Raw genomic sequence first — 15836 nt, 5'->3', positions numbered from 1 at the left:
GGGGGTGCAGGTGGCTTAGTCTCGCAGCGTGGCCCGCCTGAACCCGATCGTTCGTGTCCTCGTCGTCGTCTGCGCCGCGCTCGTCGTGGTCGCGCTGGTGGCCACGATCGCCGTCACGACGGTGGTCCGGCGGTCCTTCCCGGACCGCGGCGGGGACGTCGACGTGCCCGGCCTGAGTGCCCCGGTCACCGTGCTGCGCGACGACCAGGGCGTGCCCCAGGTGTACGCGGACACCGCCGACGACCTGTTCGCCGCGCAGGGCTACGTGCAGGCCCAGGACCGCTTCTTCGAGATGGACCTGCGCCGGCACATCACCGCGGGCCGGCTCTCGGAGCTGGTGGGGGAGAGCAAGGACGCGTTGGACGCCGACAAGGTCGTGCGCACCCTGGGCTGGCGGCGGGTCGCCGAGCAGGAGCTGCCGCTGCTGTCCCCGTCGAGCCGGCAGTACCTGCAGGCGTACGCCGACGGGGTCAACGCCTACATCTCGGGCCGCTCGACGTCCGAGCTCGGCGTGGAGTACGCGGTGCTGGACCTGCAGCTGCCCGACTACCACGTGGAGCCGTGGACGCCGGTGGACTCGCTGGCCTGGCTCAAGGCGATGGCCTGGGACCTGAAGAGCAACTACGACGACGAGATCACCCGGGCCCGGCTCTCGGCGTACCTGTCCACCCGGCGGATCGAGCAGCTGTACCCGCCGTACCCGACCAAGGACCACGCGCCGATCCTGTCCGAGGCCGACACCGCGACCGGTTCGACGGTCGGCGCCGGCAGCGCGGCCGCCGTTCCGTCCGGCACCGTGCGGGCCGCGCAGGCGCCGTCCGGGCGCTCGGCCCTCGCGCTGGCCCAGAAGGCGCTCGCGTCGGTGCCCGAGCTGATGGGCCGCGGTGACGGCATCGGCTCCAACTCCTGGGTCGTCGCGGGGTCGATGACCAAGAGCGGCAAGCCGATGCTGGCCAACGACCCGCACCTGTCGCCGGCGATCCCCAGCCTCTGGTACCAGATGGGCCTGCACTGCCGCACGGTCAGTGCCCAGTGCCCGTTCGACGTGGCCGGGTTCACCTTCTCCGGGACGCCGGGCGTCATCATCGGCCACAACGCCCGGGTCGCCTGGGGGTTCACCAACCTCGCGCCCGACGTCACCGACCTGTTCCTCGAGCGTCTCGTCGGCGACAAGGTCGAGTACGACGGCCGGTACACCCAGGTGGAGTCCCGGGAGGAGACGATCAAGGTGCGCGGCGGGGACGACGTCCCGCTGACCGTCCGCACCACCCGGCACGGGCCGCTGCTGTCCGACGTCCTCGACGACGTGAAGGACGCCGGCCGCGACTACCGGGACAACGACGCCGAGGCGCCGACGTACGACGTCGCGCTGTCCTGGACGGCGCTGAGCCCGGGGCGGACCGCGGACGCGATCTTCGCCATCGACACCGCGACCGACTGGCCGTCGTTCCGCGCCGCGGCCGCACAGTTCGAGGTGCCGTCGCAGAACCTCGTGTACGCCGACGTCGACGGCAACATCGGCTACCAGTCCCCGGGCAAGGTCCCGGTGCGCGAGGGCTTCGACGGCCGCTGGCCGGTGCCGGGCTGGTCCAGCCGCTACCGGTGGGCCTCGTACGTCCCGTTCGCGCAGATGCCGTCCGTCGAGAACCCGCCCGAGGGTTTCGTGGTGACCGCGAACCAGCAGGTCCAGGCTGCGGACGACCCGTACCTGACCCAGGACTGGTCCTACGGCTACCGCTCGCAGCGGATCCGGGACCTGCTGCAGGGCCGCACCGGGCTGACCGCCGCGGACATGGCGAAGATCCAGTTCGACAACCGCAACGGCATGGCGCCCACGCTCGTGCCGCTGCTGCTGGCCACGGACCTGTCGGACGACGCGTTCACCCGCGAGGCGCAGCAGCTGCTCAAGGGCTGGAACTACACCCAGCCACCAGACTCCGCGGCCGCCGCGTACTACAACGCGGTGTGGCGCAACCTGATGCGGCTGGGCTTTGACGACGAGCTCGGGGACGACCTGCAGGCCGACGGCGGGGACCGCTGGTTCCAGGTCGTCACCACCTTGCTCAAGCGCAAGAGCGACCCGTGGTGGGACAACCGGGCCACGCCGGGCGCCATCGAGAACCGGGACGAGATCGTGCGCCAGGCGATGGTGTCGGCGCGGCTGGAGCTGACCCGCCAGCTCGGCAAGGACGCGTCGCGCTGGCAGTGGGGCCGGCTGCACCGGCTCGAGCTCGAGCACACGCCGCTGGGCGGCCCGTCGGTGCCGGGGCCGATCCGGGCCATGGTCAACCGCGGCCCGATCGAGCTCGGCGGCGGGTCCGGCCTGGTCGACGCCACCGGGTGGAACGCGGCCGAGGGCTACGAGGTGACCGCCGTGCCGTCGATGCGGATGGTGGTGGACCTGTCCGACCTCGACAAGTCGACCTGGGTGAACCTGACCGGCGCGTCCGGGCACGCCTACGACGCGCACTACGACGACCAGGTCGACCACTGGGCCACCGGCCGCAGCTACCCCTGGCCCTTCACCCAGGCCGCGGTCAAGGACGCCAGCTCGGACGAGCTCACGCTCAAGCCGGGGAGCTGAGCCAGGCGACGCCGTCCACCGTGACCACCACGTGCACCGGTCGGTCGTGCGGCTCGCGGGGGAGCGGGTCGTCGAGCAGCTCGCCGGGGTGCAGCACCGCGACGACCAGTGTCCCGGGCGCGGTGCGGGCCAACGCCCGGTCATAGCTCCCGCCGCCCTGACCGAGCCGGGTGCCCCGGCGGTCCACCGCCAGCGCGGGAACCAGGACGACGGCCGCCGCGGCGATCGCGGTCGCGCCGAGCAGGCGACCGGTGGGCTCCGGGACGTCGACCACGGCGCTCGTCCGGCGCTCGCCGCCGTCCACGGCCCAGTCCAGGTCGAGGTCTGGTCGGACGACGGGCAGCAGCACCCGCCGACCCGCGGCCCGCCACCGAGCGAGCAGCGGCCCGGTCGACGGCTCGTCCCCGCGCGAGGCGAAGGCCGCCACGGTGCTGGCGGCCCGGACCGGCGCGAGGGACTCGACGACGTCCGCGAGTCTGTCGCCGTCCGCTCCTGCGGCGGTATCCTCGCGGGAGCGGCGCACGTCCCGACGTTGCCGCCGAAGTTCTGGCTTGGACGGGGCTGTACCGGGGCGGTCCTGTTCGGATGTTGGTGAAAAGTTCGTGATGAACACCCCTTTGTGTCCCGAATTGCCAGGTGCGCCGTGACGTCGCTCGGCCTTTCATGCCACCATGCCACGACATCGCGCGCGCGAGCCTGCCGCAACTTTCGGGGATGGAGGGGGACATGAAGTCGGTTCGCAGCCGCCTGGCCGTGGTGCTGGGTGTCGTGCTGCTGATCCCGGCCCTCGCCGCCCTCCTCGCGATCGGCGTGCTCGCTCCCCGCCAGGTCAACCAGGCCGCGGGTCTGTCGATGACCCAGGCGGCGAGCTCGGTGGGCGCTGCGCTCCAGGCCCGGTGCCTGGCCATGGGCGAGGCCGCCCGCGTGCTCGCCCTGCAGGCCCGCACGCAGAAGCTGCAGATCGCGGCTCGCAACGCGATCTCCCGCCAGTCCGACGGCTTCTCGATGTTCGTGAAGGACGGCAAGGTCGTCGCGTCCGCCGGCACGACCCCGGACATGCCGGTCTCCGAGCTGCTCACCTCGTCCTGCTCCAAGGCCAGTGCCATCGGCGTGCAGCCGCTGGTGCCGACCGGGCTGCCCGTCGTGTCCGAGGTCGTCCAGGCGGTCGACGCGAAGGACAACGAGCTCGGCACCGCGATCGTCGGCCAGGTCTACGACCAGCAGCGGCTCAACGCGCTGGCGGCCGTGCTCGGCCTGCCGTCGGAGACCGACCTCGCGCTGGCCTGCCCCCAGGGCCGAGGCGTCTCCACCCAGACCGGCGCGCTGGGCGCCAAGCTGCGGATGGCGGCGGCGTCCAGCCCCGGCGTGCGGGACATCGAGGACCGCAAGGTCGCGATCTCCACCAAGGCGCAGGGTCAGTACTGCGGCGTCGCGGCCGCCATCGCCGCGCCAGGTCTGGCGCTCACCCAAGGCTGGCTTGCCCTCGCCCTGGTGCTCGCCCTGGTGATCGGCATGCTGCTCGTGGTCCGGCTGGCGGCGAGCCTGACCCGGCCGGTGCTGGCGCTCACCGAGGCCGCCGAGCGGGTGGCCCGCGGTGACCTCAGCACCCGGCTGCCCGCCGCGGGGCAGGACGAGCTGGGCCGGCTGTCCGGCGCCTTCAACCACATGACCGACGAGCTGGAGCTCAAGCTCACCGAGCTGGAGCGCAGCCGGAACCTGCTGCGCGAGAACGTCGCACGCCTCGGCGACACGCTGGAGCGCACCCACGACCTGGAGGGGCTGCTGGGCACGGTGCTGTCGGCCGCGGCGTCCGCGACCGAGTCCCAGCGGGCCACCGCCTGGCTGGTCGAGGGCGGCTCCGTCGTGGCGCGCGCGTCGGTGCCGGCCGGCGCCCCCCGCGCGGTCGTGCGCCGGCTGCCGCTGGGCGGCGACCTGGCCGGCGAGGTGGCCGTGGACGGCATGCCGCGGCGCCTGGGGCACGGCCACGAGGACTCCACGACGGTGCTCGGTGGGCCCGCGCTCGCCGCCCCGCTGCGTCGCGGGCACCACACGGTCGGGGTGATCGTGGTGGAGCGCGAGCCCTCGCGCCCGGCCTACGACACCGACGCCGAGGCGATGCTGGTCTCGCTGGCCGGCCCGGCCGGCATCGCGGTCGACAACGTGCTGCTGCACCGCGAGGCCCAGCGGCTGTCGGTGACCGACCCGCTGACCGGCGCCGGCAACCTGCGGCACATGACCACGACGCTGGCCCGCGAGGTCGAGCGCGCGAGCCGGTTCGAGCGGCCGCTGTCGGTGCTGCTGCTGGACCTGGACCACTTCAAGAACGTGAACGACACCTACGGGCACACGGTCGGGGACGCCGTCCTGCGCGAGCTCGCCCGGCGGTTGGCCAGCGTGGTGCGCGAGGTCGACACCGTGGCCCGGTACGGCGGCGAGGAGTTCGTCGTGGTCACCCCCGAGACCGACACCGAGGGCGCCGAGCACCTGGCCGAGCGGATCTGCGAGGCCGTGCGCGAGGAGCCGTTCATCGTCGGCGAGGACAGCGTGGACGTCACCGTGTCCGTCGGCATCTCCTCCCTGCCGATGCACGGGTCGGCGAGTGGCGACCTGGTGCGGGCCGCGGACGACGGGCTGTACGCCGCCAAGCGGGCGGGGCGAAACCAGTGGCAGGTCGCCGCGACGTCGCACGTTCCGCCCCAGGGCCTGGCCGCAGGGGAGGAGCCGGTCCTGGACCGGTGACTTCCTCGACACGTCGCCGTCACCGGCTGCCGCTAGCCTGGCCCGCATGAGCGACGAGCGCCCGGTCCGCAAGGCCGTCATCCCCGTGGCCGGTCTGGGAACCAGGTTCCTGCCCGCCACCAAGGCGATCCCGAAGGAGATGCTGCCGGTCGTCGACAAGCCGGCCATCCAGTACGTGGTGGAGGAGTCGGTCAAGGCCGGCCTGAGCGACGTGCTGATGGTCACCGGCCGCAACAAGGGCGCGCTGGAGGACCACTTCGACCGCAGCTGGGAGCTCGAGCAGGCGCTGGAGGCGAAGGGCGACGAGTTCCGGCTGGAGCGCGTCCGGGACGCCGCGGTGCTGGCCGACGTGCACTACGTCCGCCAGGGCGACCCGAAGGGGCTCGGCCACGCGGTGCTGTGCGCCGCGCAGCACGTCGGCGACGAGCCGTTCGCGGTGCTGCTCGGCGACGACCTGATCGACGCGCGGGACACCCTGCTCGAGACGATGCTCGGGGTGCGAGCCGAGCACGGTGGCAGCGTGATCGCACTGCTCGAGGTGCCGCCGGACCAGGCGCACCTCTACGGCTGCGCGGCCATCGACGAGCGTGCCGACGAGGGCGCGGACGTCGTCCGGGTGACCGGGTTGGTGGAGAAGCCCGCCCCCGAGGACGCCCCGAGCAACCTGGCGCTGATCGGGCGCTACGTGATCGACCCCGCGGTCTTCGAGGTGCTGCGGCACACCGCTCCCGGCCGGGGCGGCGAGATCCAGCTGACCGACGCGCTGCAGGAGCTGGCTGCGATGGCTCCCGAGGACGGCGGCGGGGTGCGCGGGGTGATCTTCCGCGGCCGCCGCTACGACACCGGCGACCGGCTCAGCTACCTGCAGGCCGTGGTCCAGCTCGCCGAGGGCCACCCGGAGTTCGGGAAGGACTTCAGCAGCTGGCTGAGGTCGCGCCCGTGATCGGCGTCGAGGACCACCTGCAACGGTGCCTCGACGGTGTGCAGCCCCTCGACCCGATCGACCTGGCGCTGCTCGAGGCGCAGGACTGCGTGCTCGCCGAGGACGTCGTGAGCCCGATGGACGTCCCCGGCTTCGACAACTCCGCGATGGACGGCTACGCGGTGCTCGCCGCCGACGTGGCGGCGGCGTCGTCCGAGCACCCGGTGGAGCTGCCCGTGGTCGGCGACATCCCGGCCGGTTCGACCACGGCGCAGCACCTGGCCGCGGGGCAGACGATGCGGATCATGACCGGGGCGCCCCTGCCGTCCGGCGCCCAGGCCGTCGTCCCGGTCGAGCTCAGCGACGGCGGCGTGCGCACGGTGCTGCTCAGTGCAGCGGCGCCGTCCGGGCAGCACGTGCGCGTGGCCGGCAGCGACGTCCGAGCCGGTGACCGCGTGCTGAGCGCGGGCACGCTGCTCGGCCCGACCCAGCTCGCCCTGCTGGCGGCCGTGGGCCGCGCCCGGGTCAAGGTGCACGCGCAGCCGCGGGTGGTGGTGCTGTCCACCGGCAGCGAGCTGGTCGACCCCGGCGTGACGCCCGGTTTCGGCCAGGTGGTCGACAGCAACGGCATCATGCTGACCGCGGCCGCGATCGACGCCGGCGCCCGGCCGTACCGGGTCGGGGTGGTGCGCGACGAGGCCGGCACGTTCCTGCAGACGCTGACCGACCAGCTGGTGCGCGCCGACCTCGTGGTCACCACCGGCGGGGTCAGCGCCGGCGCCTACGACACGGTGAAGGAGGTGCTGCGCGGCCTGGGCACCGTCTGGTTCGGCAAGGTCGCGATGCAGCCCGGGATGCCGCAGGGCTTCGGCACGGTCGGCCCCGACGCGACGCCGATCTTCACCCTGCCCGGCAACCCGGTGAGCTCCTACGTGTCCTTCGAGATGTTCGTCCGGCCGGCGATCCGCAAGATGGCCGGCCACCGGGGCCTGTTCCGGCGCAGCGAGATGGCGACGGCGCTGGAGGGATGGTCCTCGCCACCCGGCAAGCTGCAGCTCGCCCGCGCCGAGCTCGGCACGGCCGAGGACGGGTCGCGGGTGGTCCGGCTGTCCGGCGCACAGGGCTCGCACGTGCTGGGTGGGCTGGCCCGGGCCAGCGCGCTGGTCGTGGTGCCCGAGGCGGTGACCCGGGTCGAGGCGGGTGACGAGGTGCGCTGCCTGGTGCTGGACCGGCGGGCCCGATGAGCGAGCAGCAGCCCGAGGGCCAGCCCGAGCAGGCGCGGCTCACCCACGTCGACGCGCGCGGGGCGGCGCGGATGGTCGACGTGTCCGGCAAGCCGGTGACCGCGCGGTCGGCGTCGGCCCGCGGCCGGGTGCTGCTCTCGCCCGCCGCGGTCGCCGCGCTGCGCGACGGTGAGGTACCCAAGGGGGACGCGCTCGCGGTCGCCCGGATCGCCGGGCTGCAGGCCGCCAAGCTGACGCCGACCCTGGTGCCGCTGGCGCACCCGGTCGCGGTGCACGCGGCGGTCGTGGAGCTGGAGGTCGTGGACGACGGCGTCGAGATCGCCGCGACCGTGCGGACCGCCGACCGGACCGGCATCGAGATGGAGGCGCTCACCTGCGTCACCGTGGCGGCACTGGCGTTGGTGGACATGGTGAAGGCGGTCGACAAGCACGCCCGGATCACCGACGTCCGGGTGACGGCGAAGTCTGGTGGCCGCTCCGGTGACTGGGTCGAGCCCGGCGAGGCGCCGGCGTGAAGGGCCTGGTGATCACGGCGTCCAACCGGGCCAGTGCCGGGGTGTACGCCGACCGCGGCGGTCCGATCCTGGTGGCGGGCCTGCGCGAGCTCGGTCTCGACGTCCCGGACCCGGTGGTCGTGCCCGACGGTGAGCCCGTCGAGCAAGCGCTGCGCACCGCGGTCGCGGACGGCATCGACGTGGTCCTGACCACCGGGGGCACGGGGCTCACGCCGGGGGACCTGACGCCCGAGATGACCCGGCGCGTGCTGGACCGCGAGACGCCCGGCATCGCCGACGCGATCCGGGCTTTCGGTGTCGCCCAAGGGGTTCCGTCCGCGATGCTCTCCCAGGGGGTGGCCGGGATCGCCGGTCGGACCCTGGTCGTCAACCTGCCCGGCTCGACCGGCGGCTGCCGGGACGGGCTCGCCGTCCTGTCGCCCGTGCTGGTGCACGCGGTGGAGCAGATCCGCGGCGGCGACCACTGATGGCCTGGCCGGTCACGCTGTCCGACGGGCTGGTCGGGTTGCGGCCGCTGCGGTTGCGGGACGGCGCCCGCTGGCGCGAGCTGCGGACGGCGAACCGGCACTGGCTCGAGCCGTGGGAGGCGACGCCGCCGGACCCGCAGGCCCCCGGGATGTCCTACGCCCAGCTGGTCCGCGCCCTGGCTCGGGAGGCGCGCGGCGGACGCGGGCTGCCCTTCGCCATCACCTACGGCGAGGTGATGGTGGGCCAACTGTCGGTCAGCGGGATCGGCTGGGGGTCGCTGTGCTCGGCCAACGTCGGGTACTGGGTCTCCGAGCACGTCGCCGGTCGCGGGATCACCCCGACCGCCGTGGCGCTGGCCACCGACCACTGCCTGATCACGCTAGGGCTGCACCGGATGGAGGTGAACATCCGGCCGGAGAACGCCGCGAGCCTGCGCGTCGTCGACAAGCTCGGCTTCCGCGACGAGGGGTTGCGGCGGGCGTACCTGCACATCGACGGGGCGTGGCGGGACCACCGGACCTTCGCCCTCACCCGCGAGGAGCTCGGCCCCGGTGGCCTGCTCGGGCGCTGGCACGACGTCCAGTCACAGAAACCACACGAGTCTCATCCGCGACACACCGAGCCGCCTGCGTGAACACTTGTCGCAGCGCGCCTACCGTCTGTGACCGTGGATCCCAGCAGCCTCATCTTCGTGGTCATCGTGGCCATCTGGGCTGCCTACCTGCTCGGGCACTGGGTTCGGCGTCGCGATCACCTGGCCACCGTCCGGTCCGTCGACCGGTTCTCGGAAGCCATGCGCGTGCTGGAGCGCCGGCCCGCGGTGCGCGCCGTGCCGCTGTCCCGCCCGAACCCCCGCTCGTACGTGGTCGCCCCGTCATCGCGCTCGTCAGCGCGCCCGCCGTCCGACGTCGTGGTGAAGCGCGCGCCGGCCGTGGGGCGTCCGGCGCCGTCACCGGCGTCACCGGTTGTCGCTGAGCGTCCGGTGCGTCCGGCGCGTCCGGCGATCGCGTCGCCGAGGACCCCGGTCCGCGGGCTGGTGCTGCTCGGCCTGCTGGTCGTCACCCCCGTGGTCTGGCTGCTGGTCCCGTTCACCGCGCTGGCCTGGTGGCTCGGCGCGCTGGTCACCGCCGCGCTGGTCGCCATGGTGGGCTGGCAGCGGCACACGGTGCGGCGGGCGCGTGACCAGCGTCGTCGCCAGGCGCGTCAGGAGCTGCGCTCGGCCTCGCTGGCTCGCCGGCAGTCGCGCCGGGACGTCGTCGGACAGGTCGTCGCCGCCAACCGGGACCGCGCCGCCGCAGCCGGCAGCGCCGCCGCGGTGGACGGTGCGTCGTCCGAGGTCGAGTCCGGGCCGGACGACGGCAGCTGGCAGCCCGTGCCCGTGCCGCCCCCGACGTACACGCTCAAGCCCAAGGCTCCCCCCGTCCAGGTCCGCCCGGCGGCGTACTCGAACGACCCCGCCCCGGACGCGCCGGTGGCCGAGCCGGTCAGCGAGCCGGTCGGCGAGCCGGCTGTGGTGGCCGCGGCGGCCGAGGCCGGCGGGTTCGACCTCGACGAGATCCTCGAGCGCCGCATCGCGGCCAACGGCTGACCCGCAACACCGGTGGGGTGTCCGGAGCAGTGGCTCCTGGCTGATAACCTTGTCTGCGGTTCAAGGGGCTGTGGCGCAGCTGGTAGCGCACCTCGTTCGCAACGAGGGGGTCAGGGGTTCGAGTCCCCTCAGCTCCACCCGATCACCTGAGGACGGCGACCTGCATCGAGCGGGTCGCCGTTCCTGCTTTGCCAGGGCGGTTGCGCCGTTTATTCAACCAAAGGGTTGACAACGGCTGGAGGCGGCCGTAGCGTCGTCCTCAACCAAACGGTTGACGAAGGAGGCGTCGTGGCGGACGACCAGCTCTCCCGGGTGTTCGCGGCCCTCGCCGACCCGATCAGGCGTGACCTGGTGGCCCGGCTGGCCACCGCGGACGCCACGGTCGGCCAGCTGGCCGAGCCCTACGACGTCTCGGTCCAGGCCGTGTCCAAGCACCTCAGGGTGCTGGAGGACGCCGGGCTGGTCAGCGGCAGCAAGGACGCGCAGCGCCGGCCGCGGCACCTCGAGGCGGAGGTGTTCGACCTCATGACGAAGTGGATCGAGCGATACCGGAAGGAGGCCGAGGAGCGCTACCGCCGCCTCGACGCCCTGCTCGACCAGATGGACGACGACGGCACGGTCCGCACGACCGGCCCCGACCAGGCAGGAGCAGCATCGTGACCACCACCGCAACGCACGAGACCCGCATCGAGGCCGACCCGAAGCTGCCGACCGTGAAGGTGGTCCGCGACTTCGACCACCCGCGGGACAAGGTCTTCCGCGCCTGGACCGACCCCGAGCTGGTGGCCCGCTGGATGGGTCCGCGCAACCTCGAGATGACGATCGAGCACTGGGACCTGCGCACCGGCGGCAGCTACCGCTACACGGCCTGGCGCGAGGGCGAGCGGATCGCCGGCTTCTGGGGCTCGTTCCACGACGTCCGCGAGGACCGCATCGTGCAGACCTTCAGCTTCGACGGCGCACCGGACGGCGTCAGCCTGGACACCCTGACGCTCGAGGACCTCGGCGACGGGCGCACCCGCACGACCGTCCTGTCGGTCGTCGAGTCGATGGAGATCCGCGACATGATCATGGCCAGCGGCATGGACGTCGGCGTCGTCGAGGGCTACGAGCAGCTCGACGAGCTGCTCGCCGGGGGCTGACCAGGGCTGTGGTGGTGGGGCGCCGGGATGCGGGCGGCCCTGGCGTCCGCGAGGATCGCTAGGTCCGCCCGTACGTCCGCACCCGAGGAGTCGACCGGTGACCACCGTTCCCACCATCACGTTGAACGACGGGCGCGCGATCCCCCAGCTGGGGTTCGGCGTCTTCCAGATCGACCCGGCGCAGACGGCGCAGGCCACCCGGGCCGCCCTCGACATCGGCTACCGGCACATCGACACGGCCCAGATGTACGGGAACGAGCGCGAGGTGGGCCAGGCCGTGAGCGAGAGCGACCTCGACCGCGAGGACGTGTGGATCACCAGCAAGCTGAACAACGGTTTCCACCGTCCGGACGACGCCCGCCGGGCCTTCGACCGCACGCTGGAGGCGCTCGGCTCGGACTACGTCGACCTGTTCCTGATCCACTGGCCGCTGCCGACGCGCTACGACGGCGACTTCGTCTCCACCTGGAAGGTGCTGGAGGAGTTCGCCAAGGACGGTCGGGCGCGGTCGATCGGGGTCTCCAACTTCCAGGTCGCGCACCTTCAGCGGCTGGCGGCCGAGACCGACACGGTGCCGGCGGTCAACCAGATCGAGGTGCACCCGTTCCTGACCAACGAGCAGGTGCGCGCGTACGGCCACGACCACCAGATCGTCACCGAGGCGTGGTCACCGATCGCCCAGGGTGGCGTGCTGGACGACGAGGCGATCACCGCTGTCGCCGAGCAGGTCGGGCGCACCCCGGCGCAGGTCGTGCTCCGCTGGCACATCCAGCGCGGTGACGTGATCTTCCCCAAGTCCGTGACGCCGGAGCGGGTGAAGGAGAACTTCGAGCTGTTCGACTTCGAGCTGGACGACGCCCAGCTCGCGGCGGTCGGCGGCCTCGACCGCGGGGAGCAGGGGCGCACCGGCCCCAACCCCGACGAGTTCGACTACATCCCCGACTGAGCCGCATCACCCGTGCGGCGACCGGCCTAGAGCACGCCGCGGGGGCGGAACTGGATGCTGATCCGCGGGCCGACGGCCTTGGTGGTCTTCGGGATCGCGTGGTCCCAGGTGCGCTGGCACGACCCGCCCATCACGACCAGGTCGCCGTGCCCGAGCGGGAAGTGGTGCGTCGGGCCGCCGCCACCGGTCGGGCGTAGCGCGAGGGTGCGGGCGGTGCCGACCGACAGGATGGCGACCATGGTGTCGTGCGTGGCGCCGCGGCCGAAGCGGTCGCCGTGCCAGGCCACGCTGTCGCGACCGTCCCGGTACAGGCACAGGCCGGCGGTGACGAACGGCTCGCCGAGCTCATCGGCGTAGCGGGCGTCCAGCATGGAGCGAGCCGTCGTCAGGATCTCGTGCGGCAGGGCGTCGCCCTCCCCGTAGTGGCTGAGCAACCGGGGGACGTCGACCACCCGCTCGTACATCTGCCGGCGCTCGCCATGCCACGGGACGTGCTCGACCAGGTGGTCGAACAGAACGTCGGACCCGGCCAGCCAACCCGGCCGCAGGTCGACCCAGGCGCCGTCACCCAGCATCGTCCGCCGCATCGACCCCAGCGAGCGCAGCTCGAGCTCGTCGCCGACGTCCAGCAGGGAGCCCTGGAGCCCGCCCTGCAGGGCGGCGTGCACGGTGGCCGTCATGCCGCCCCACGTTACCTGAAATCGAACTGGTGTTCTAGTCTGCGCCGGCCTGCACGAGGAGGAAGGCGCGCTCGGCGTCGTTGTCGGTGAGATCCGACGCGGCGAGGTACGCCGCCCGCGCCTCGCCGTCGCGGCCCAGCCGACGCAGCAGGTCCGCGCGCACCGCGTGCCACAGGTAGTACTGCGGCAGCTCGACGTCGTCGACCAGCGCCAGCCCGGCCGCCGGCCCCTGCACCTCCGCCACGGCGACCGCCCGGTTCAGCGCGACGACGGGGGTGGGGGCCACAGCCAGCAGGTCGTCGTACAGGCGCAGCACCGCACGCCAGTCGGTCGCGGCCAGGGTCAGGGCGTCGCTGTGCACCGCCTGGATCGCGGCCTGCAGCTGGTACGTCCCCGGCCGGCCGCGCCGCAGGCAGCGGCGCACCAGGTCCTGGCCCTCGCGGACCAGCCCGGCGTCCCACCGCGACCGGTCCTGCTTGTCGAGCGGCACCAGCGCGCCGTCCGGACCGACCCGCGCCGGCTCCCGGGACCGCACCAGCAGCATCAGGGCGAGCAGGCCCAGCGCCTCGGGCTCGTCCGGCATGAGCTCGACGAGCAGCCGGGCCAGCCGCACGGCCTCGGCGGCGAGGTCGGTCCGCGCCAGCTCCGCTCCCGAGCTGGCGGTGTAACCCTCGTTGAAGACCAGGTAGATCACGGCGAGCACCCCGCCGAGCCGCTCCGGCAGGTCCGCCTCGCGGGGCACCCGGTAGGGGATGCGGGCGTCCCGGATCTTGCCCTTCGCCCGCACCAGCCGCTGAGCCATCGTCGGCTCGGGCACGAGGAACGCCCGGGCCACCTCCGCGGTGCTCAGGCCGCCCAGCAGCCGCAGGGTGAGCGCGACCTGGGCGGGGCGGGCGAGCGCCGGGTGGCAGCAGGTGAAGAGCAGGCGGAGCCGGTCGTCGCGCACGGCGCCCTCCTCGACGGGCTCGTCCTGAGCGTGCAACAGCGCGGCCTGCGCCTGCCGGTCGGCCCGGGTCGCCTCGCGGCGCAGCCGGTCGATGGCCCGCCGGCGGGCGGTGGTGATGATCCAGCCGGCCGGGCTGGGCGGCAGCCCGTCGTCCGGCCACCGGGCCACCGCCACCGTGAACGCCTCCTGCACGGCCTCCTCGGCGAGGTCGATGTCACCCAGGACGCGGACCAGCACGGCCACCGCCCGCCCGTACTCGGCCCGGAAGACCTGCTCGATCCCGGACGCCGAGACCACGGACCGCTCAGTCCGTCTGCCAGGAGAAGGGGCGGACCTCGATGGGCAGCGTGGTCGCCCGGGTCAGCTTGCGACCCCACTCGAGCGCGGCGTCCAGGTCGGGCGCCTGCACGATGGTGAAGCCGCCGAGGTACTCCTTGGCCTCCAGGAACGGGCCGTCGGTGGTGAGCACCTCGTCACCCTTGGCCCGCACCACGGTCGCGGTGCTGGGGGCGTGCAGCCCGCCGGCGAACACCCACGCGTCCGCGGCGCGCATCTCGGCGTTGAGCTCGTCGAGGTTGCGCTGGATCTGGTCCAGGAACTCCTGGTCGGGCATGGGGCCCTCGGGCTGGTACACGCTGAGCAGGTACTGCTGCATGTCGCACCTCCTAGGTCGATCAGGTCGGTCGGTCACCCCTTACACGAACGGCGACCGGCCGGATCGACACCTGCGCTCGATCCTGCCCTCAGCCCGTCCCGCGGTCGCGCAGCGTCGCCACGGCGATGAGCACGGACGACGCCGTCCAGGCCAGTGGTGCCGGTCCGGCCGGCGAGCCGTCGCCCAGGACCTTCTCGGGCAGGCTGCCCCACGGGACGCGGTGCCAGTCCAGCCAGTCCAGCCAGTGCTCGGCGCGGGTCTGGTCGCCCGAGGCGGCGGCGGTCAGCGCGACCAGGCCGACCTCTGGCGTCCACGAGATGCCGTCGTTCTTCCACGAGGTCCCCGGGGCGAGGCCGCCCGCGGGGCGCTCGGCGTCGCGCTGGTACTTGCGCCACGCGCGGACGACGTCGGCTCGCGGGTGCTCGACGAACGGCGGCATCAGGAAGGTGATGGCGGCGTCCACGCCACCGCCCGCGGGATAGCGCTGAAAACCCTTGCGGGCGAAGGTCTGGTAGAGCACGCGCTGGTACTGGTCGGCGGCGCCGGAGGCCCTCGTCGCCAGCGCCGGCGACCCGAGCTCGCCGTAGAGCTGGGCCGCGGCGCGCAACCCGAAGAGCACGGGAGCCGCGGTGCCCAGGGTCAGCTTGCGGGTCGGCACCTCCCAGTAGTCCGGTCCCGGTGGCGGCATCGTGGTGCCCGAGAAGGTGAGCCGCATCAGGTAGTCGGACGCCTCGTCGACCATGTCGTAGTGCGCGACCAGCTGAGCCACCCGGGCGTCGTCGTCCTTCGTCTGCGCGAGCACCTGCGCGGTGCCCCACAACGCCCAGGCCGCGCCGTCCGACTGGCGCTCACGGGCGTCCGGCGAGCCGGTGCCGTCCGGGCGGTAGCGGGCCTCGAAGCCACCGTCGTCCTCCTGCACGCTGCGCAGGAAGTCGATCATCTGCCACGCCTCGCCCACGTGGCCGGTGCGGGCCAGTGCGGCGGCTGCGAAGGCGGCGTCCCGCGGCCACGTGTACGACCAGTACCGGGCCGCGCCGGCGGACATGGAGCCGTTCTTGCCGGACAGCTGGCGCAGGTCGACGAGCGCCCAGTGCGTCATGTCCGCCCAGCGTCCCCCCGTGCCGGGGTCGCTGCCCTGGGCCACCCAGGCGTTCTCGGCGGTCGGCCCCTGGGCGGCGGCGCCCTCGGCGGACTTGCCCGTGGGGTCCGTGACCACCCGCCAGGACGACGTGGTGAGCAGCGGTGCGGTGGACTGCGCGGACCCGGCGAGCAGGCCCTGCCAGACCAGCGACCCGGTCACGGCCGCGACGAGCGCGGCGAAGAGGGCACGCCGGCGACGGCCCTGGCGGGGCCAGGGCCGCCAACCGCGGGACTGCGTCACGTGCGCCTCAGTTCCTGGGAGCTCGA

The 15836-nt window shown here is 73.4% G+C and carries 16 protein-coding genes and 1 tRNA gene; 12 read left to right on the top strand and 5 right to left on the bottom strand.

The annotated features are described in order from the left end of the window. Positions 1-28 precede the first annotated feature (28 nt). Positions 29-2584 carry a penicillin acylase family protein gene (locus ABEB17_RS17435; protein ID WP_345718024.1) on the top strand — a complete coding sequence of 852 codons (2556 nt, stop codon included), beginning with the start codon at positions 29-31 and terminating at the stop codon, positions 2582-2584. On the opposite strand, the gene ABEB17_RS17430 is transcribed toward ABEB17_RS17435, so the two are convergent. Beyond that, positions 2568-3197, bottom strand: coding sequence for a 5-formyltetrahydrofolate cyclo-ligase (locus tag ABEB17_RS17430; RefSeq protein ID WP_345718023.1), 630 nt, complete (start codon positions 3195-3197; stop codon positions 2568-2570). The genes ABEB17_RS17435 and ABEB17_RS17430 overlap by 17 nt on opposite strands. A gap of 113 nt (positions 3198-3310) precedes the next feature. On the opposite strand from ABEB17_RS17430, the gene ABEB17_RS17425 reads away from it, so the two are divergent. The 11 genes from ABEB17_RS17425 to ABEB17_RS17375 all read left to right on the top strand — a co-directional run bounded on the left by ABEB17_RS17425 (position 3311) and on the right by ABEB17_RS17375 (position 12148). Next, positions 3311-5323, top strand: a complete 2013-nt coding sequence (locus tag ABEB17_RS17425; RefSeq protein ID WP_345718022.1) for a sensor domain-containing diguanylate cyclase — start codon at positions 3311-3313, stop codon at positions 5321-5323. A gap of 46 nt (positions 5324-5369) precedes the next feature. After that, positions 5370-6266, top strand: a complete 897-nt coding sequence (gene galU / locus ABEB17_RS17420) for a UTP--glucose-1-phosphate uridylyltransferase GalU (RefSeq protein WP_345718021.1) — start codon at positions 5370-5372, stop codon at positions 6264-6266. Next, positions 6263-7489 (top strand): molybdotransferase-like divisome protein Glp, encoded by a 1227-nt coding sequence (gene glp / locus ABEB17_RS17415; protein ID WP_345718020.1) that lies wholly within the window; start codon positions 6263-6265, stop codon positions 7487-7489. Before galU ends, glp begins: the two co-directional genes overlap by 4 nt. Further along, the gene (moaC, locus tag ABEB17_RS17410; protein WP_345718019.1) at positions 7486-8004 is read left to right on the top strand and encodes a cyclic pyranopterin monophosphate synthase MoaC; all 519 of its coding nucleotides are present in this window, start codon (positions 7486-7488) and stop codon (positions 8002-8004) included. Before glp ends, moaC begins: the two co-directional genes overlap by 4 nt. Next, entirely contained in the window at positions 8001-8471 is a 471-nt protein-coding gene (locus tag ABEB17_RS17405; RefSeq protein WP_345718018.1) for a MogA/MoaB family molybdenum cofactor biosynthesis protein, read from the top strand. The genes moaC and ABEB17_RS17405 overlap by 4 nt, the downstream gene beginning before the upstream one ends. Then, on the top strand, positions 8471-9106 hold the full coding sequence (locus ABEB17_RS17400) for a GNAT family N-acetyltransferase (protein WP_345718017.1): 636 nt from the start codon (positions 8471-8473) through the stop codon (positions 9104-9106). Before ABEB17_RS17405 ends, ABEB17_RS17400 begins: the two co-directional genes overlap by 1 nt. Before the next feature lie 33 nt (positions 9107-9139). Next, a complete protein-coding gene (locus ABEB17_RS17395; protein ID WP_345718016.1) occupies positions 9140-10060 on the top strand; it encodes a hypothetical protein in 921 nt (306 codons plus the stop codon). Between the two features lie 64 nt (positions 10061-10124). Beyond that, a tRNA-Ala gene (locus ABEB17_RS17390) sits at positions 10125-10197 on the top strand. Between the two features lie 151 nt (positions 10198-10348). After that, a complete protein-coding gene (locus tag ABEB17_RS17385) occupies positions 10349-10720 on the top strand; it encodes an ArsR/SmtB family transcription factor (protein WP_345718015.1) in 372 nt (123 codons plus the stop codon). Beyond that, on the top strand, positions 10717-11202 hold the full coding sequence (locus tag ABEB17_RS17380; RefSeq protein ID WP_345718014.1) for an SRPBCC family protein: 486 nt from the start codon (positions 10717-10719) through the stop codon (positions 11200-11202). Before ABEB17_RS17385 ends, ABEB17_RS17380 begins: the two co-directional genes overlap by 4 nt. A gap of 97 nt (positions 11203-11299) precedes the next feature. Continuing rightward, entirely contained in the window at positions 11300-12148 is an 849-nt protein-coding gene (locus ABEB17_RS17375) for an aldo/keto reductase (protein ID WP_345718013.1), read from the top strand. A gap of 26 nt (positions 12149-12174) precedes the next feature. Here the strand turns inward: ABEB17_RS17375 and ABEB17_RS17370 are convergent, their stop codons facing one another. The 4 genes from ABEB17_RS17370 to ABEB17_RS17355 all read right to left on the bottom strand — a co-directional run bounded on the left by ABEB17_RS17370 (position 12175) and on the right by ABEB17_RS17355 (position 15810). Then, positions 12175-12828 carry an alpha-ketoglutarate-dependent dioxygenase AlkB gene (locus tag ABEB17_RS17370; RefSeq protein WP_345718012.1) on the bottom strand — a complete coding sequence of 218 codons (654 nt, stop codon included), beginning with the start codon at positions 12826-12828 and terminating at the stop codon, positions 12175-12177. A 34-nt stretch (positions 12829-12862) separates the two neighbouring features. Next, positions 12863-14071, bottom strand: a complete 1209-nt coding sequence (locus ABEB17_RS17365) for an RNA polymerase sigma factor (RefSeq protein WP_345718011.1) — start codon at positions 14069-14071, stop codon at positions 12863-12865. 7 nt (positions 14072-14078) lie between these two features. Beyond that, on the bottom strand, positions 14079-14429 hold the full coding sequence (locus ABEB17_RS17360) for a YciI family protein (RefSeq protein ID WP_345718010.1): 351 nt from the start codon (positions 14427-14429) through the stop codon (positions 14079-14081). Between the two features lie 88 nt (positions 14430-14517). Next, positions 14518-15810, bottom strand: a complete 1293-nt coding sequence (locus ABEB17_RS17355) for a glycoside hydrolase family 15 protein (RefSeq protein ID WP_345718009.1) — start codon at positions 15808-15810, stop codon at positions 14518-14520. Positions 15811-15836: the final 26 nt, after the last annotated feature.

The organism is Angustibacter luteus (assembly GCF_039541115.1).
Taxonomy (GTDB): Bacteria; Actinomycetota; Actinomycetes; order Actinomycetales; family Angustibacteraceae; genus Angustibacter; species Angustibacter luteus.
This window is presented reverse-complemented; position numbering and strand designations above follow the sequence as displayed.